The sequence below is a fragment of the Lysinibacillus odysseyi 34hs-1 = NBRC 100172 genome (assembly GCF_001591965.1).
Classification (GTDB): domain Bacteria; phylum Bacillota; class Bacilli; order Bacillales_A; family Planococcaceae; genus Lysinibacillus_B; species Lysinibacillus_B odysseyi.
The window spans coordinates 184,861-199,737 of record NZ_BCVX01000007.1; the positions used below are offsets into that span (position 1 = coordinate 184,861).

The following is a 14,877-nucleotide window of genomic DNA, read 5'->3' on the forward strand; positions in this document are numbered from 1 at the left end:
CCTGAAAAGGAGTATGGGAGAGGCCCCATACTCCTTCGTTTTTACTGAAAATCTGCTAATAATTCCTGCCAATTCATTGTTCCATTTTGAACCTGTTCCCGTCGTTCTTTCGTCATAATATCCGAGGGGCGTCCGCCTTTTGGCCAATCCTTGTCATGCCCTTTCCATTCTGGACGATCCTGTGAAAGAATATAAGCAGCCAAGTCTGCTGCATCCTGTTCTGTTAATGTGCCTTCCTGGCCTGCCGGCATATAGGATTGAATATAACCAGCTATTTTGGATAGCCGTGCTAGACCAGCCCCATCGTTAAACGAATTGTCTCCCCATAAAGCCGGGCCGGTATTTGCTCCGTTTCCAGCTCCATCCGCTGCGTGACAGGCTACGCATGATTTTTCCTGGAATAATCGCTCTCCGTCTGACACACTTGGTAAAGGTACTTTTTTCATATCAGACGATTTCGCCCACGGACGTTCTGTACCGATTTCGACCCCTGTTGAAATATATTTAAAATAAGCTACAATTGCCTCTAGCTCAGGGCTGTTTACATCAAATTTCTTACCGTTCATACTCCGAACCATACAGCCGTTAATCCGTTCCTCGATTGTCACGATACCCCCTGACCGGGCGATATATTGTGGATAATCTGCCATTACGCCGACAAGTGAAGCATTGGAAGACTCCAAGCCTGCACCTGCATGACAGCTTGTACATGATAATTGGTTGCCGACATATTCATCGGCGTATACATGTGTTTCATTTACAAGGTTATAGCCAAAAAGAATATCCTCCTTCATTTTTTCATCATCAGGAATATCTTCCATACTGATTTCAGGAAAATGCTGGATACTGCCCGCGGACTCCGTGTCTGCCATGTCGGATGTAGCTGTTTCCACTACTTCACTTACAGGTTCTTCTAATTGGATAAATGTCTTATTAATTCCGATTCCCATGGCTATTGTTGCAAGAGCTCCTAATGCAGAGAATACGATTGGATATGCTTTCATGATCTTCCTCTCCCTTCTTAACTGCTATTTTATCTCCAGACTAACAAGTGAGGGATACATTTAGGAAAGGTTCAACTAGCGTTCATATTAATTTATCTATTTACTTAAATAGCAGAATTCTTCATAAAACCTTCATATTAGCTTGCTATATACTCTCGGAAAAAAACGATAGGTCTCCTGATGCGCTCAAGGCAAAGCAGTGGAATATCTATTTAGAAAATGAAAAATTTGAAGGCGCGATTATACACCAATGATTAATTGGTAAATGATTATCACATATTTTACTTAATGGATTTTATATGTGCTTTGTCTATGTGCTTTTTTTGGATGACGGAAAGTGTTTGAAATTTCTTTATTTAAATTAGTGTGCCATTCGACTGTATAATGTGGTATATTTATAAAGTTGAATGATTTACGAACGCACATAATAGAGGTTGCATCACCTGCGGGTGGTGTAGCCTCTTTCGTGTTTATAGGAGTTTTGTGAGGGGGAAACATTTTGGAGCTATATACAAACTTGCGTGCAGGGGAAAAAGGAGCCTATCTATCGATTGCTGCCTATATCTTTCTCAGCGCACTGAAACTGACTATCGGCTATATGGGAGATTCACAGGCATTACGTGCTGATGGATTAAACAATACAACTGATATTATCGCATCGATTGCTGTATTAATCGGTTTACGGATTTCCCAGCGTCCGCCGGATCATAATCATCAATATGGCCATCTCCGCGCTGAAACGGTGGCCTCTTTAATCGCTGCTTTCGTCATGATTTATGTCGGTATCGAAGTACTGATTACAGCGGTTCGGAATATGTTTACGACAACGCATGAAACACCGGATCTGATGACCATTGCTGTTTCGTTATTTAGTGCACTCGTGATGTACGGGGTATACCGGTATAACTTGCAGTTAGCTGAAAAAGTAAAAAGTACGGCGGTGAAGGCTGCCGCTTATGATAATCGTTCGGATGCACTTGTCAGTATTGGAACAGCTGTCGGGATTACCGCTGCGATTTTCGGCTTCCCTATTGTCGATACAATTACAGCCATCCTCATTGGCATCATTATTATCAAAACAGCCATTGAGATTTTTAAAGAGGCTGTATACCTTCTGACAGATGGTTTTGACAGCGATATGCTTGATCATATAAAGGAAGAAATTCAGGCGATTCCGCAAGTACGGGAGATTCGGGAAATACGCGGCAGACGACATGGCAGCCGTATGCTGCTGGACATCACGATTGCCGTTAATCCAAATCTAAGTGTACGTATCTCCCATGATATCGCTGAGCTCATTGAAGAAAATGTCCGTACTTTAGACGGACAAGCCCTTGCCTTTGTCCATATCGAGCCGTACGATCCAAAGGATGTTCTCATTACGGAGGATGATTATCACTTTTAATATTTTCAGCAACTGGATTCTTCTGGCATGCATCTAAACTCCTGTAGGTACAATTTAATAAATATTAGGACTACCTGATTTAGTAAAAGGTAGTCTTTTTTGTATCATATTTTGTAGTAATTCCGCAGTTATTTTATATGGTTTTTTAAGGATCAGTAACATCTGTCGGTTTGCCTCGACTCTCTAAACTCCCTCTCCCCTTTTACTAAAAGATACTGGGCAACATGATGAGTGTAAAAGGCTACGTGGAATCGTAGAAAAGCAACTTATCGTATAATCGGTTAGTAAATTTGGAAATAGGATACACTTCTGCCAGTAAAGACGCAGCGTTTTTTATTATTACATAATTAAGTGGTATTATTATAAAAGAAGTTACATGTGATTATTTTTTGAAAGTAGGCTTGCGGATGCTGGAAATATTGAATAAGCGATTAACGAAATTGATGCCAATCCTGACTCCGCTCAGTCTTGTGTTAGGAGTAATATTTGAGGATATAGGAGCCCAACTGGCATTTCTTGTAGCCTGGCTGTTTGCATTTATGACATTTGCAGGGAGTCTCAGTCTTGATTTTCAGGCATTGAAGGTTTTTACCCGTTACCCTTATATGATTTTGCTGACGATTATCGGGCTTCACGTCATTATGCCGCTTTGGGCCTATTTTGTATCAACAGTTGTGTTTCATGACGAACTATTGACGTTCGGTTTTATTTTGTCCGTAGCGGTCCCGACAGGTGTAACAAGCTTTATTTGGGTGAGCATTTCGAGGGGCAATAAAGCACTTTGTCTGTCCATAATTTTAGTCGATACACTGCTGGCCCCCCTTGTCATGCCTGCAATTGTCCATCTTGTCGTTGGTAAGGCAATTGATATTAATATGAGCTCTTTAATTGTTGATTTAGTATGGATGGTTGTCATTCCCTCTGTCCTTGGTATGCTGCTGAATGAATATACCCATGGAAGAATTGAGAATACGCTCGGTAAGAAACTTGCACCATTCTCAAAATTATCTCTTTTCTTGATTGTTTTTATAAACAGCAGCGTCATTGCGCCATATGTTAAAGACATTTCATGGGAACTTGTCAGTATTATCGTGGTTGTATTTTTTATTGCTGTATCAGGGTATTTTTTATGGCTGCTGCTCGGGCATTTTATTTGGCGTGACCCGGAAATCGTTTCCACCCTTGTATTCACTGGTGGGATGCGTAATATCGCTATCGGTGTTGTCATTGCGAGCTCTTACTTCCCTCCGAAAGTGGCGATGCCCGTCGTTTTCGGTATGCTATTTCAGCAGATCATCGCCTCTCAGTTCAGCCGGATTGTCGAGAAATATAGACAACGGATGACCCCGGCAGATAATGCCTGAATAAGTAGGGGACGTTCTTCTTATTTATTTTTAACAGGTCGAGAAGGCTGATTCCTCCTGGTAAGAGAAGAGAGAAGTGTATGTGCTGGTCGATACCCTTCTCCCATCCTCTTTATTAAGTTATTTGCTTTGAATGCTCTTTTTGCTACACATTTTCTTACCTTGTCTTATCATGCCATTAAGTTTACGCCCTTCTTCCCCTTTCTTTCAGAGGTAGCGTCAGGAAAATACGGATTTTCAACGCTAATCACACTTTTAAGACGGTACCCCCATTTCAAAATGTTAAGAAAATTTCAATGGTCTTAAAGAATCTAACGAGACCATTTTCTCGGAATTAATATGGTATTCTCCTAGCAAAATAATATGTTCCCAACCTTGAGGCGATATATGGTGCAATTATTCACCATTAAAACTACCAGCCTGTTTTTGATATTCAATTACTTTTGTTGGATGTAAGGTATTCCACTTATGCAGTAAAGCTATATAGGGAGGGAAAAATGACTGTAAATCAAATTTGGGAAATTACAAACGTGTCTAGGACCTCATCTTATAGAAAGTTATCGGAAGAGAACAAATAATCATTCCTTAATTCATTAAAGGTACCTTATTGAAAAATGAATGGTACATTTGCAGACCTAGGCTTAAACTGTTGGGTTACTCGACGCATGAATCGTCCGATGTGGCTTCGCAAACACATGGCAATTTCTTTGTTGATTCACCGACTGGAATGTCTTGCGGTGTCTCCGATATCACGGGCAAGCTACCGGTGACGATCGAGTGAGAGTAATGAAAGAAACTCCAAAAACTCACTATCTTCTAGGGTTTTTGGAGTTTCATTTTTTAGAGTCAATCCTGCAAAGGGATGGCCTTCATTTCATAGATTTTTTGGAGCGTAAGAACTTGTTTTGTCTTCTCTTCATCGTCCTCTGCGTAGAGATACGATTCCACAAGTCTGTACCCGAATACGAGAAGGATCATCTCATAGACACAGTTATCAGCGATATGGGATACATCCACGTACTGTGAAAATCCTTTATAATACGCAGGGACGCATCGCTGGTAGTATTCGACCATGTGATTGATATCCGATTCATCCGCAATCAGGCTTGCAAGATCCTCTCCCAAGTAACCCCATCCGGATGTGTCCCAATCAATGAGCGCGATTTTCCCTTCCGCATAGATCAGGTTGGTCACCCAGAAGTCCCGGTGGCAAAGCACGCGGGGCAGTCTTTCTATGCGGGTTAGTATCTCGTCTGCGTGCATATCGATGTCGATGAGCATTTGCCGTAAGTGTTGCGGCAATTCGCAGTCTTCCGAACGTATATAATTGTAGACGACCGGCCATGACCGGTAATGCAGATACGTATTCTTCATGAAATCTGTATGACTCAGGTTGTTCAGACTCTGCAATACAGCCGGTTGCTCCAAATAAAGTTTGCCTTGATAGCGTCCTAACTCTAGCGCAGCCTGTTCATACATATCACCGGTCAAATCTAAACCGGTTACGCCATCGATATATTCCAGCCATAGCTGGAATTCATTTTCCTCGGCATTGATCTCGGAATGATAACATGTTGGCCAGCGGAAGGCATCCGAAAACGTCGCACCCAAGTCGGACGCATATAAGTCATATTCTCGTCGCCATGAACTTGGATCTCCGTAACGCTCCCATTCCTTCTGAATTTTTAGCACGATACGGTATGGCAACTTTTCATCATCCACGGTTTCAGCGTTCCCCGTTATTAGGTACACATTTCCCACAGTTCCGCCCTGTAATTGCGTGGTTTGGTAGTCGGCATAGACGATATCCTTCTTGAACTGTCGGCTTAAGGCATAGATCAGCGTTTCATATTTAATAATCATTTCTTCCACCCTCCGTTTCTCCCCGTTTGCTTGCTCTGCATGTTAATCCTTTTATTTCGAGTCCTCTTGTCGATGGGATAGCTTGTTTTTCCTTGAACATACTTGTTCTCATGCTGATGGGCAATATATTGCTTCCACCGTTCAAGCGGCAACGAACCATCAGCAAGTGCAGCAAGAACGGCACACGGAAAGTCTACACGCGCTTCCGCACTGTGATAAAACGTTCCTTTAAGTACTGCCGTTATTTCGCCGTACTCGGTCACGACAGTGAGGCGCTCGCGTTGTAGTTCAATCACCCTGCCAGGCAATAATTCGTCGGGAATTGCTTTTATATCTGTGTAGCCATAGGTTTTTAAATCAATCATGATTTTTGTTAGCTCCTTTAATGTTGTTTTTTTGGACGCAAAAATGCCACGCAAGCAGCCTCTAAAGAAGCTGCTGTCGCGCGGCATCAGGACACAAAAAAGATACGACCTTCATCGTATCACGCAAACAGCAATATTCACGAAAGGTTACATTAAAAATGGCATACCAAATAATACGGGCACTTTCCCGTTTTTTTCGCGTATGCCTACTATTCAGTTTTAAGACCAAACCACCATATTAGTAGTTGCCATTAAAAAACATCTCCTTTCGTGTCAGGAACTTGCTTATTACTAAGCTATCTATAGAATACCCCTTTTTTGAAAAAAAGTAAATACTTACCTTATAGGCGTGGCGGTTAGTTATGGGTCGGCCTTCACCTTCGAGCCTGTTTTAGAGCTAAATTTCTTGTCAGGTATTTTTAGTCTCCAAGTAAGGAAGAACAAGGGGAAAAGTTAAGAATACAGCATAATCAATTAGACTCAAGATGGAAACTCGTATGAATTACCAATAGGTACTCGTTGTTCTACAATCGGGTGCTTTAACGCAGCAATGAAAAAAGCCTAATTTCTCATTTTATAGAGAAATTAGGCTTTTTAATATGGGAATTTCTTTAACGGTGTACATCCTCATTTTCCTGAAGCTACCCCTTTCTTTACATTTTACCAACAGTATTTTACAGTAAAAGAAAAGGCTGATAAAATTCATTTTCCCTATCGAACAGAAGAGTGAAAAGGGTTGAATGACAGTTAATTATGGAGAGCTTTTATCAATGAAAGAGTTGAGTCTAGTTTGAAAAAAATGAAACAATATTCTGGAGGAAAATGAATGAAAATCAAAGGTCTTAACCATCTATTATTTTCTGTTTCTGATTTGGAGCAGTCAATTGCCTTTTACACGGATGTATTTGACGCCAAATTGCTGGTGAAAGGGAGAACGACAGCCTATTTTGACTTAAACGGGCTATGGCTTGCGCTTAATGAAGAGAAAGATATACCACGTAACGAAATCAGCGAGTCTTATACACATATCGCTTTTACTATAGAAGCAGCTGATTTTGACGAGGTTTATAATAAATTAGAACAACTGGACGTCAATATATTAGCAGGTCGGAAAAGAGATGAACGAGATAAAAAATCCATTTACTTTACCGACCCGGACGGACATAAATTTGAGTTTCATACCGGTACACTGCAGGACCGATTAGACTACTATAATAAAGAAAAAACACATATGGAGTTCTTCGAAGATTGAAACTAACAGTCTATAAATACCCCCTCATGATACTGCCCGTACAATATACCGGGAAAACGTGATCGGCAGCCCTTCTGTACCCGCATGCTGCTCAAATATCTTTGTAATATCTGACAGGCTTGCTTCAAGGACAGTTTCAAACAACTCCTGGCTTTGGCCAAAGCACCTTACCTTTATAACATCTGTAGGTGAAATCAGATATTCGATGCTGTTAACGGTTTCTATTTCAACGGATTGAAACTTACTTTGGGTAAGCCGTTCGCGGATGGTATCTAAAACCGGGGTACCAGATGCCTGTTGGAAAAGGCCGGGGAAAAGGCCAGCCAGTTCTTTCCCCTGCTCATCACCGGGATGCAGGCCAAGAATCGTTCCCCCAGTTTTGACTGCTTTTTTAAGCTCCGGATAAGCGGAAGTTGGTCCTTTTCTTATAAAAGCAACGTCGAATTCTCCCGCTTTAAAAGGTAATCCATTCTTTGTGTTGCCAACTATAAAGGAAACATTGGACCTGCTGTTGTTCTTTCCAATATCTACAAACCCTTCCGTTATATCAAAACCGACGATCTCCTTCGCGTATAAACTGCATTGTAAGGTGAACCGCCATGTCCGCAACCGACATCGAGTACTTTGAGATGTTGAATAGATTGTATGGCCTCTTGATCAAATATCGACTCTCCGTTCGGCTCTGGGGTTATTGAATGCCACGGATAGCTATATGTACCCTGTAAACTATTTACCTGCTCATACCATTCAACGGAATGCGGGTGCAGCCAGGATTTCAAGGTTTCGGGATTTATTAAATTCATCTTATATTCCCCTTTCAAGTAAGCTCCGATAAGTATTATGTAATGTGGTTAGCGAAAATCCTTCTGTTATAGGTGAAATCATTTTTCTATTTAGCGAAATAAATGACTGGTATTGGCGAGATTATGACCTTTTTTGGCGAGATAATAACAGCACTTAACGAAAGAGACTTGTTATTAAATAGACTGCTGTTCCCCAAATAAATAGTGCCGAACATTTATTAAACAAGACGAATACGCGGGTAGATATATTGATCATCTTTGCTGAAGCTCCTAATATCGATAAGCCGAAAAACCACGCCCACGATACGAAAATGCAGGCAATTGTAAAGTAAAGCAACTCCTGCCTGTTATATTTGATGGCGCTTGTACCAATGACCCCGATTGTATCGAGCAACGCATGAGGATTTAGCAATGACACAGAAAGGGCAAACAGGATTTGCTTTTTCATAGGCAATGCTTCCTCACCCTTCATATTGGCTGCTCCTGATGACCAAATGACTTTCCCCATATAAAAAAGGAACACAATCCCACCAGCCAATAAAACTACCCGAAGCCATTCAAACTGTAAAACGATTAATGACAGCCCTAAAATGGCCAGTATTATGAGGAGTGTATCACAGACGGCTGCTGTGATGGCAGCAGGCAGGGCCCTGGTGAGACTTGGCTGGTTGACTCCTTGTGTGAAAACGAAAATATTTTGCACACCTAACGGTAAAATAAGACCAAATGCGAGTAAAACACCATGTATAATCGGTTCCATCCACTCATCTCCTTCCTTCTATATCCTACATGTGTTATAAATAGAAAAAAAGGTCCAATTGGATGGGACTTTACCCATCCAATTATGAAGGAGAAGAATAATGAACTGGCAGCCAAATCGAGCTTCATCTATTAGTATATCAAAGCAGATTGTCCAGTGGATGACAGATCAAATCCAGCAGGGAGAGTGGACAATCGGCACGAAACTGCCACCACAGCGCAAGCTTGCCCTATTGCTCGGTGTTAACCGGAGTACACTGCAAGAAGCGATAGATGAATTAAAGGCTGACGGGTTATTAGCTTCAAGAGCAGGTGCCGCCACGTATGTAGCGAATGATTCCTGGCATGTCTTAATGAAGCAAAAGGAGCCTGATTGGCAGCAGTATATTGAGTCGAGTATACATAAAGCAAACTATCAAACGATTCAGCTGATTAATGAGTTTGAGCAAAAAGAATCCATTATCCGTTTAGGAACGGGTGAACTGAGTCCATCATTATTACCGGCAGATGGTATCCAGGAGTCGCTGCAGCATCTTGCTTTGGACGGAAAAATGATCGGCTACTCTTCCCCTCAAGGGAGCTTTTCGCTTCGGCAGGCAATTTGCCATTATGTAAAAAAGCGCGGAATCGATACATCACCAGAGAATATATGCATCGTATCAGGAGGGTTGCAGGCACTGCAGCTTATTGCCCTCGGATTATTGAAACCCGGCTCTGTGGTGTTCCAACATCAATTTTCCTATTTGAATTCCCTTCATTTGTTTCAGTCATTTGGAGTGAATTTATCGAATATCCCTGAAAATACGGAGCCAGAAGAATTAATAAAGCAGATCAGTCGGAAAAAACAATCGATTCTTTATACGGTCCCTACCCTTCACAACCCTACTGGAGCGACGATGACTTTCGAGGAGAAAGAGCGTCTCTATCATGCTTGTGAAACAGCTCAAATCCCATTAATAGAGGATGATGTGTACGCTGATTTAGTCTTTGGGAAAACAACACCTGCGATGAAATCAATGGACAAGTCAGGTCAAATCATCTATATCGGCAGCGTCTCAAAAACAGTAAGCCCCGGCCTGCGCATCGGCTGGGTGATCGCTTCTACTCCTGTCATTCAAAGGCTGGCAGATATTAAGATGCAAATTGATTACGGATCGAGCGCAATCTCGCAGCGAATTGTGGACTATTGGCTACGTTCAGGCATGTATGAAAAACATATTGAACAGTTAAAGCATGAGCTGAAAAGCAGAGCCGCGTTAATGGAAGAATTATTAAAGATGTATTTCTGGCATACTGCCACGTGGGCTCCTTCGCAGGGCGGCTTTTATAGTTGGCTGAAATTCAATAAGCCGATTGTAACGACCGAGCTGTTTATGAAATTACTGAAGAAAAACGTATTGATCAATCCCGGCTATATCTACTGGCCAAATGATGCTTATCATATACGTTTATCCTTTTCGTACTGTTCAGAAGCCGATCTAAGAAAAGGGTTAAACATACTTGCTGGGGAAGTAAACGGATTGTAACAAATAAAGCGGTTTTGCTCTCCTCTATATCCTGCTGTCATTTTCTTCCCTCGCGTAAAGAAAGTTTAAGCATATGAATGGAGACCGGCAATCACTAAATTGACGAACACTTGGTTAAATACAATAAGGCCAAAGCCAATAATTGATAGCCAGGCTGTTCGTTCTCCTTCCCATCCTTTCGATAAACGAAGGTGCAGTCTAACGGACGTACATGTCCTGTTTCTTTTCGGTTAATCAGTTCATTACAACAGGCGATGAACAGCTTAGCAAATGATGCATACATAAAAGGTAATAATTGAATATGTCTTTCCTTCTCATTGAGTAAAACTTAATAATAAATTGACGGAGACGCCGAACAGCAATTTTTTAATAGTTTGGGAACGGATTGTATCTTTTAGCCGCAATAGCTTTTAAAGGAGGTGTTAATTAGATGCTTAGCGAAATAGTACAAACCCTCATTACACTTTGGGGAGGAAAAGATACTTACCCTACGGAAGAAAAAATTAATCGTAATATAAAGCAGCTAAGGGACGAAGAATGGTTTCAGAAGCTTTTTTCGCAACATAAAGATCTTTTTCTGGAAAACAAGGAAATACGCTATGTTATTGGTGCCGTAAATCTTGATAAAGTACTTAGGAGTGAAAAAGATAAACGGAAATTTCAAGAAGTTCTATCGACTTTGATAAATAAAAAGCAAAAGTAAAGTAATTGGGTATGTCTGATTGCTTTATGGAATAATCCGAAGCAAAATTTAATCCAATAGTTAAAAAGAAAATGCCCCTCATGTGCGAGCGGCATTTTCTTTGCGTTCTTCATTTTTGCGGCAGCTTGCCAAACAGCATCCATGCTCTTGGGAATAAACGATGGACAGCACGTATGAACAAATAACAGCTGATTAAAACGGTAATATACCGGATTAGCATATAGATGTGATATTGAGCAGTCGTTTCCGGCAGTAAAATTTGCTGCCACACATATAAAAGCCATGGATGGACCAGATAAAAGCCGAAGGAATAAATTCGTAAATGCTCTGCCCATTTATTCAGCCGAGCAGAACCATACTGTTCAAGTGAGATACTCACTTTAAACAAAACATAACAGGCAGCTAGAAAATAGACAACGGACAGCAGCTTGAACGGAATATACGGTATGTCTTGTATACCAACAATATTACGGTAATAATAAAGAACGGTGTAAAGTAGGCCAAGTATTGTCGTAAATATAACGGCCAGCAATAGGCGGCGTTTTGTCCATTCCGTTTTCAGCCTGGAATAGTATATCCCTACCCAGCCTCCAAAAAAGAAACTGGCAATATATACGGTAAACAACGGGAAACCAAAATGAATGCCGTAATGCTTCATTACGGTCTGCATCACCACTTCAATCGCTATCCCTATGAGCGGCAGGTACTTTTTAAACCAATGGAATTTATGTACTAAGTAAATGAATACGGGCAATAAAAAATAAAGCTGCACTAAAATAAGAATGAAATACAATTGGTAGAATGAATGTCCGGTGAAAATGCTTTGGACAATCGGACCGATTCCCTCATATGTCCTCAAATCAATATAAAGCGCAAACCATTCATAAAAAATGGACCATACAAAAAATGGCGCCAATATATATAAAAAGCGCTTTTTATAAAAGTTTCCCCATGTGTTCCTTGTAAAGGGACGTGAAGCATAATTATAAAATAACAACAGTCCACTTAGAAACACGAATACCGCTCCTTCAAAACGGGTGAAACGATTAAGCAATAAGTAGATAAAATAGAGCGGCTCATCGACAGATAACTTCCCTAAGGCCCCTCCCGTGACATGAATCAGAACAACGAGCAGCATAGCTGTCACACGCATAAACTTCAGTGACTCAATTTTTTCCTTTTGTTTTTCCAATTATAAATGACCTCAATTTGTAAATAAGACGAATCACAGCTTCGCCAAATAATAGTTCCTTAAAAAGATGCAATAAAAAGGATTTGAATATGCTCTAGCCCTCTTCTTTTCTATCTGCTGGACATCAATCTAAAATGAACAATTTTAGAAATGCAATAAAACTATCAAGTTTCTAAAATTATAAAGTAAATAGTACCATTTGTCCCTTCGTTTTGTACAGGGGATTTACATAAAGGTGATAAGTCCTATATCTCTATTACAGTTTATATAAATCATGGTAATAAATTGATCATATCGCTTTGAAATGTTTTTGTGCTGACCGACATTCTCGAGGCTGAAACGGCAGCGTAAAGAACTAAATGGGGATGGTTGATATGCAGGCGAAACGTTTAATCCAACTCTAAATTACATTAGAATATTATAAAATTATAGTTATATATAGACTGTTTAAAATGCTCCATGCTTAAAAATCTTTTCTTCTTAGGCTCTTTCCTATGAATAAGGAGGACAGGAAAACGGACGGTCAGATAGTAAAAGTTTGTTACTGACTACCGGGCGAGATGATTCTAATGAAAGTTTTAACTTCATATTCTGAATAGCCGGTTCTATAGCGTACGAAAAAGTATCCCCCCGTTTCTATTGGAAGATAGTTTACTTTGCAAAATTTCTGACTAAAAAAAGGGCTATTTTTTATTTCTTTAAAGGAGAGGATCTATGAGCACTTTACTCTATATTATTGCAGGTCTGGCTTTCGTTGATATGCTGCTGCCTGCTACTTTAGGGATTACCCTTTACTTGCTGCTTACGATGAAAAAGAAGGTCACAAGACATTTATTTGTTTATCTGCTTACCGTCTCGAGCTTGTATTTTGGTGTAGGCTTCCTTTTAATGTTGGGTCTCGGCTATATTCTCCGTTTTTTAAGCGATATTTTCCAAGATAATTTGACTAGTTGGGGATTACTGTTAATCGGTGTTGCCCTCTTTATCAGCGGCTTTTATTTGTCACGCAGAAGAAAACAGAAAAATAAACGGAAAATGCCTATTTTAAATAATATGTACTCTATGGTAGCCATTGGTTTTACGACTGCATTAGTAGAGGTAAGTACCGCTTTTCCCTATTTTGCGGCAATAGGACTCATGACCTCTGCCAAGCTGACATGGCTGGAGTGGCTCCCGATTCTTGTCGCTTATAATTTTTTGATGATTGTACCCTCTATATTGCTTTATTTGTTTTTCCGTTTCTTTTCAAATGGCAAGTACAAGCGCTTTGAAAAATGGCGGGCAAAGGTGGAAAGCAATCAGGACACCTCCCTTTCCTGGTTCATTAGTATGTTTGGGCTGTTGCTGATTTTCCTTTGTATTGACTTTTTTTGATTAAAATTCACTTTTAGAAAGAAGCAATAGATTAAAATGAGCCCTATTCTTCATTATTCGTTGGACAACTATCAATCATTCGTACTTTAGTTAACGCAGCAGGATAGTATAATAAGGAGAAGTATATGAATATGTAGTAGAGGTGAAATAAATGATACATCAAATGGGGTTGTACGGAGAGTATTTCCAATCAATTAAAGAGGGAAAGAAACAAGTTGAAGTACGTTTAAATGATGAAAAGAGGAGAAGGATAAAGGCCGAAGATACAATTGAATTCATTAAGGTACCTGAACGGGATGAAATATTGCAGGTAAAAGTAGTAGAACTTAAAGCGTACGATACATTTTTAGCAATGTACAATGAAATTCCTTTCGATGACTTTGGTTGCGAAGGCTGGACAATGAAAGAAATGGTAGATGGAACATATGAAATTTACTCGCCTGAGCAGGAAAAAGAATGGGGAGCATTAGCGATTAGGATTACATATTAAAGATAAGTTATTTCATTAGGTTAAGGATTTGCATTCTGCGGTAATCAATAATTATTTTTAAACAAAATGAAAATAAAAACCAGCTATTTAAACAATCTTTGTTTCAAAATAGCTGGTTTTTCTCTGTGTAAAATCAGCTATTTTTCCTTAAATTGACTTTCAGTTATTCCCCCGCAGCCTATCCTTACAAAATAAAATTGATTTCAACATATACTTTACAGCGTGGATTCAATTAGTGTAAATTTACACTAAACATGTAAAATTTGCGGAGGTATCGAATGACACGTTTTTTCGTATGTTTCTTTTTTTTACTTGCCGTTGCAGCAAACTTTTTGGCAGGCTTAAAGTATCCCGATATGGAGCCGACTTTATGGGGGCTTATTACTACTGGCATATATCTTGTGTTGTTAGTCTGTTTACAAGGAAAAAGAGTCTTTCTTGCTGCTGGTGCAGGAAGCCTATTAACCGCTTTTCTGCTTTCGAGTGAATCTTTTATGGTAGATTTTATATTTCTGGATATGCTGAGCTCCGTTCAGTATCCGCTTTTTATCCTTTTCATTCTGCCGTTATTTGGCCTGCAGCTTATTTTTTCAATGCCGTTAGCAGCATTCGCCTTTTTATGTGCGGGAGTCTATTGGGTAGTGTATGTCCTTATCCAGCTCCGGATGCGCAACACTAGCCAAGCTTGATCGCTACTCTCTTTTTTTGATTACATTCTTATTTTAAGGAAATTCCCTTTTAATGCTTGAAGCTGACGCAACGTCATTTATTATACTT

Annotated in this window: 14 protein-coding genes and 3 pseudogenes; 9 read left to right on the plus strand and 8 right to left on the minus strand. The window is 40.0% G+C overall.

The window, feature by feature from the left end:
• Positions 1–41 precede the first annotated feature (41 nt).
• Positions 42–1,004, minus strand: a complete 963-nt coding sequence (locus BOD01S_RS13175) for a c-type cytochrome (protein ID WP_036159168.1) — start codon at positions 1,002–1,004, stop codon at positions 42–44.
• 499 nt (positions 1,005–1,503) lie between these two features.
• On the opposite strand from BOD01S_RS13175, the gene BOD01S_RS13180 reads away from it, so the two are divergent.
• Both BOD01S_RS13180 and BOD01S_RS13185 read left to right on the plus strand, forming a co-directional pair.
• Positions 1,504–2,409 (plus strand): cation diffusion facilitator family transporter, encoded by a 906-nt coding sequence (locus tag BOD01S_RS13180; protein ID WP_036159170.1) that lies wholly within the window; start codon positions 1,504–1,506, stop codon positions 2,407–2,409.
• A 419-nt stretch (positions 2,410–2,828) separates the two neighbouring features.
• Entirely contained in the window at positions 2,829–3,773 is a 945-nt protein-coding gene (locus tag BOD01S_RS13185; RefSeq protein ID WP_322786809.1) for a bile acid:sodium symporter family protein, read from the plus strand.
• 282 nt (positions 3,774–4,055) lie between these two features.
• Here the strand turns inward: BOD01S_RS13185 and BOD01S_RS23715 are convergent.
• A pseudogene (locus BOD01S_RS23715) lies at positions 4,056–4,238 on the minus strand (Tn3 family transposase); the annotation flags it as partial.
• A gap of 2 nt (positions 4,239–4,240) precedes the next feature.
• Here BOD01S_RS23715 and BOD01S_RS22635 point away from each other — a divergent pair.
• Positions 4,241–4,351: pseudogene (locus BOD01S_RS22635) on the plus strand (helix-turn-helix domain-containing protein); the annotation flags it as partial.
• Positions 4,352–4,619: 268 nt separating this feature from the next.
• On the opposite strand, the gene BOD01S_RS13190 reads toward BOD01S_RS22635, so the two are convergent.
• Both BOD01S_RS13190 and BOD01S_RS13195 read right to left on the minus strand, forming a co-directional pair.
• Complete coding sequence (locus tag BOD01S_RS13190) at positions 4,620–5,636, minus strand: aminoglycoside phosphotransferase family protein (protein ID WP_036159174.1); 1,017 nt, start codon at positions 5,634–5,636, stop codon at positions 4,620–4,622.
• Positions 5,633–6,088 carry a hypothetical protein gene (locus tag BOD01S_RS13195; protein WP_244887317.1) on the minus strand — a complete coding sequence of 152 codons (456 nt, stop codon included), beginning with the start codon at positions 6,086–6,088 and terminating at the stop codon, positions 5,633–5,635. Before BOD01S_RS13195 ends, BOD01S_RS13190 begins: the two co-directional genes overlap by 4 nt.
• Positions 6,089–6,827: 739 nt before the next feature.
• Between BOD01S_RS13195 and fosM the strand changes: the two genes are divergently transcribed.
• Positions 6,828–7,253, plus strand: a complete 426-nt coding sequence (gene fosM / locus BOD01S_RS13200; protein WP_036159178.1) for a FosM family fosfomycin resistance protein — start codon at positions 6,828–6,830, stop codon at positions 7,251–7,253.
• Between the two features lie 24 nt (positions 7,254–7,277).
• On the opposite strand, the gene BOD01S_RS13205 is transcribed toward fosM, so the two are convergent.
• Together BOD01S_RS13205 and BOD01S_RS13210 are read right to left on the minus strand one after the other, a co-directional pair.
• On the minus strand, positions 7,278–7,862 hold the full coding sequence (locus tag BOD01S_RS13205) for a class I SAM-dependent methyltransferase (RefSeq protein ID WP_233153054.1): 585 nt from the start codon (positions 7,860–7,862) through the stop codon (positions 7,278–7,280).
• Positions 7,863–8,210: 348 nt separating this feature from the next.
• Entirely contained in the window at positions 8,211–8,816 is a 606-nt protein-coding gene (locus tag BOD01S_RS13210) for a LysE/ArgO family amino acid transporter (RefSeq protein WP_036159180.1), read from the minus strand.
• Between the two features lie 100 nt (positions 8,817–8,916).
• Between BOD01S_RS13210 and BOD01S_RS13215 the strand changes: the two genes are divergently transcribed.
• Positions 8,917–10,341: an aminotransferase-like domain-containing protein gene (locus BOD01S_RS13215; protein ID WP_036159182.1), complete on the plus strand. Its 1,425-nt coding sequence runs from the start codon at positions 8,917–8,919 to the stop codon at positions 10,339–10,341.
• 65 nt (positions 10,342–10,406) lie between these two features.
• Here the strand turns inward: BOD01S_RS13215 and BOD01S_RS22640 are convergent.
• Positions 10,407–10,538: pseudogene (locus BOD01S_RS22640) on the minus strand (c-type cytochrome biogenesis protein CcsB); the annotation flags it as partial.
• A gap of 233 nt (positions 10,539–10,771) precedes the next feature.
• Here BOD01S_RS22640 and BOD01S_RS13220 point away from each other — a divergent pair.
• A complete protein-coding gene (locus BOD01S_RS13220) occupies positions 10,772–11,044 on the plus strand; it encodes a hypothetical protein (RefSeq protein ID WP_036159184.1) in 273 nt (90 codons plus the stop codon).
• Between the two features lie 109 nt (positions 11,045–11,153).
• Here the strand turns inward: BOD01S_RS13220 and BOD01S_RS13225 are convergent, their stop codons facing one another.
• Positions 11,154–12,236, minus strand: coding sequence for an acyltransferase (locus tag BOD01S_RS13225; protein ID WP_036159186.1), 1,083 nt, complete (start codon positions 12,234–12,236; stop codon positions 11,154–11,156).
• Between the two features lie 714 nt (positions 12,237–12,950).
• On the opposite strand from BOD01S_RS13225, the gene BOD01S_RS13230 reads away from it, so the two are divergent.
• From BOD01S_RS13230 to BOD01S_RS13240, 3 genes are all read left to right on the plus strand, one after another.
• Entirely contained in the window at positions 12,951–13,610 is a 660-nt protein-coding gene (locus tag BOD01S_RS13230; RefSeq protein ID WP_036159188.1) for a GAP family protein, read from the plus strand.
• A gap of 151 nt (positions 13,611–13,761) precedes the next feature.
• Positions 13,762–14,100, plus strand: coding sequence for an ASCH domain-containing protein (locus BOD01S_RS13235; protein WP_036159191.1), 339 nt, complete (start codon positions 13,762–13,764; stop codon positions 14,098–14,100).
• A 278-nt stretch (positions 14,101–14,378) separates the two neighbouring features.
• Positions 14,379–14,789: a hypothetical protein gene (locus BOD01S_RS13240; RefSeq protein ID WP_036159193.1), complete on the plus strand. Its 411-nt coding sequence runs from the start codon at positions 14,379–14,381 to the stop codon at positions 14,787–14,789.
• The last annotated feature ends 88 nt before the right edge of the window (positions 14,790–14,877 follow it).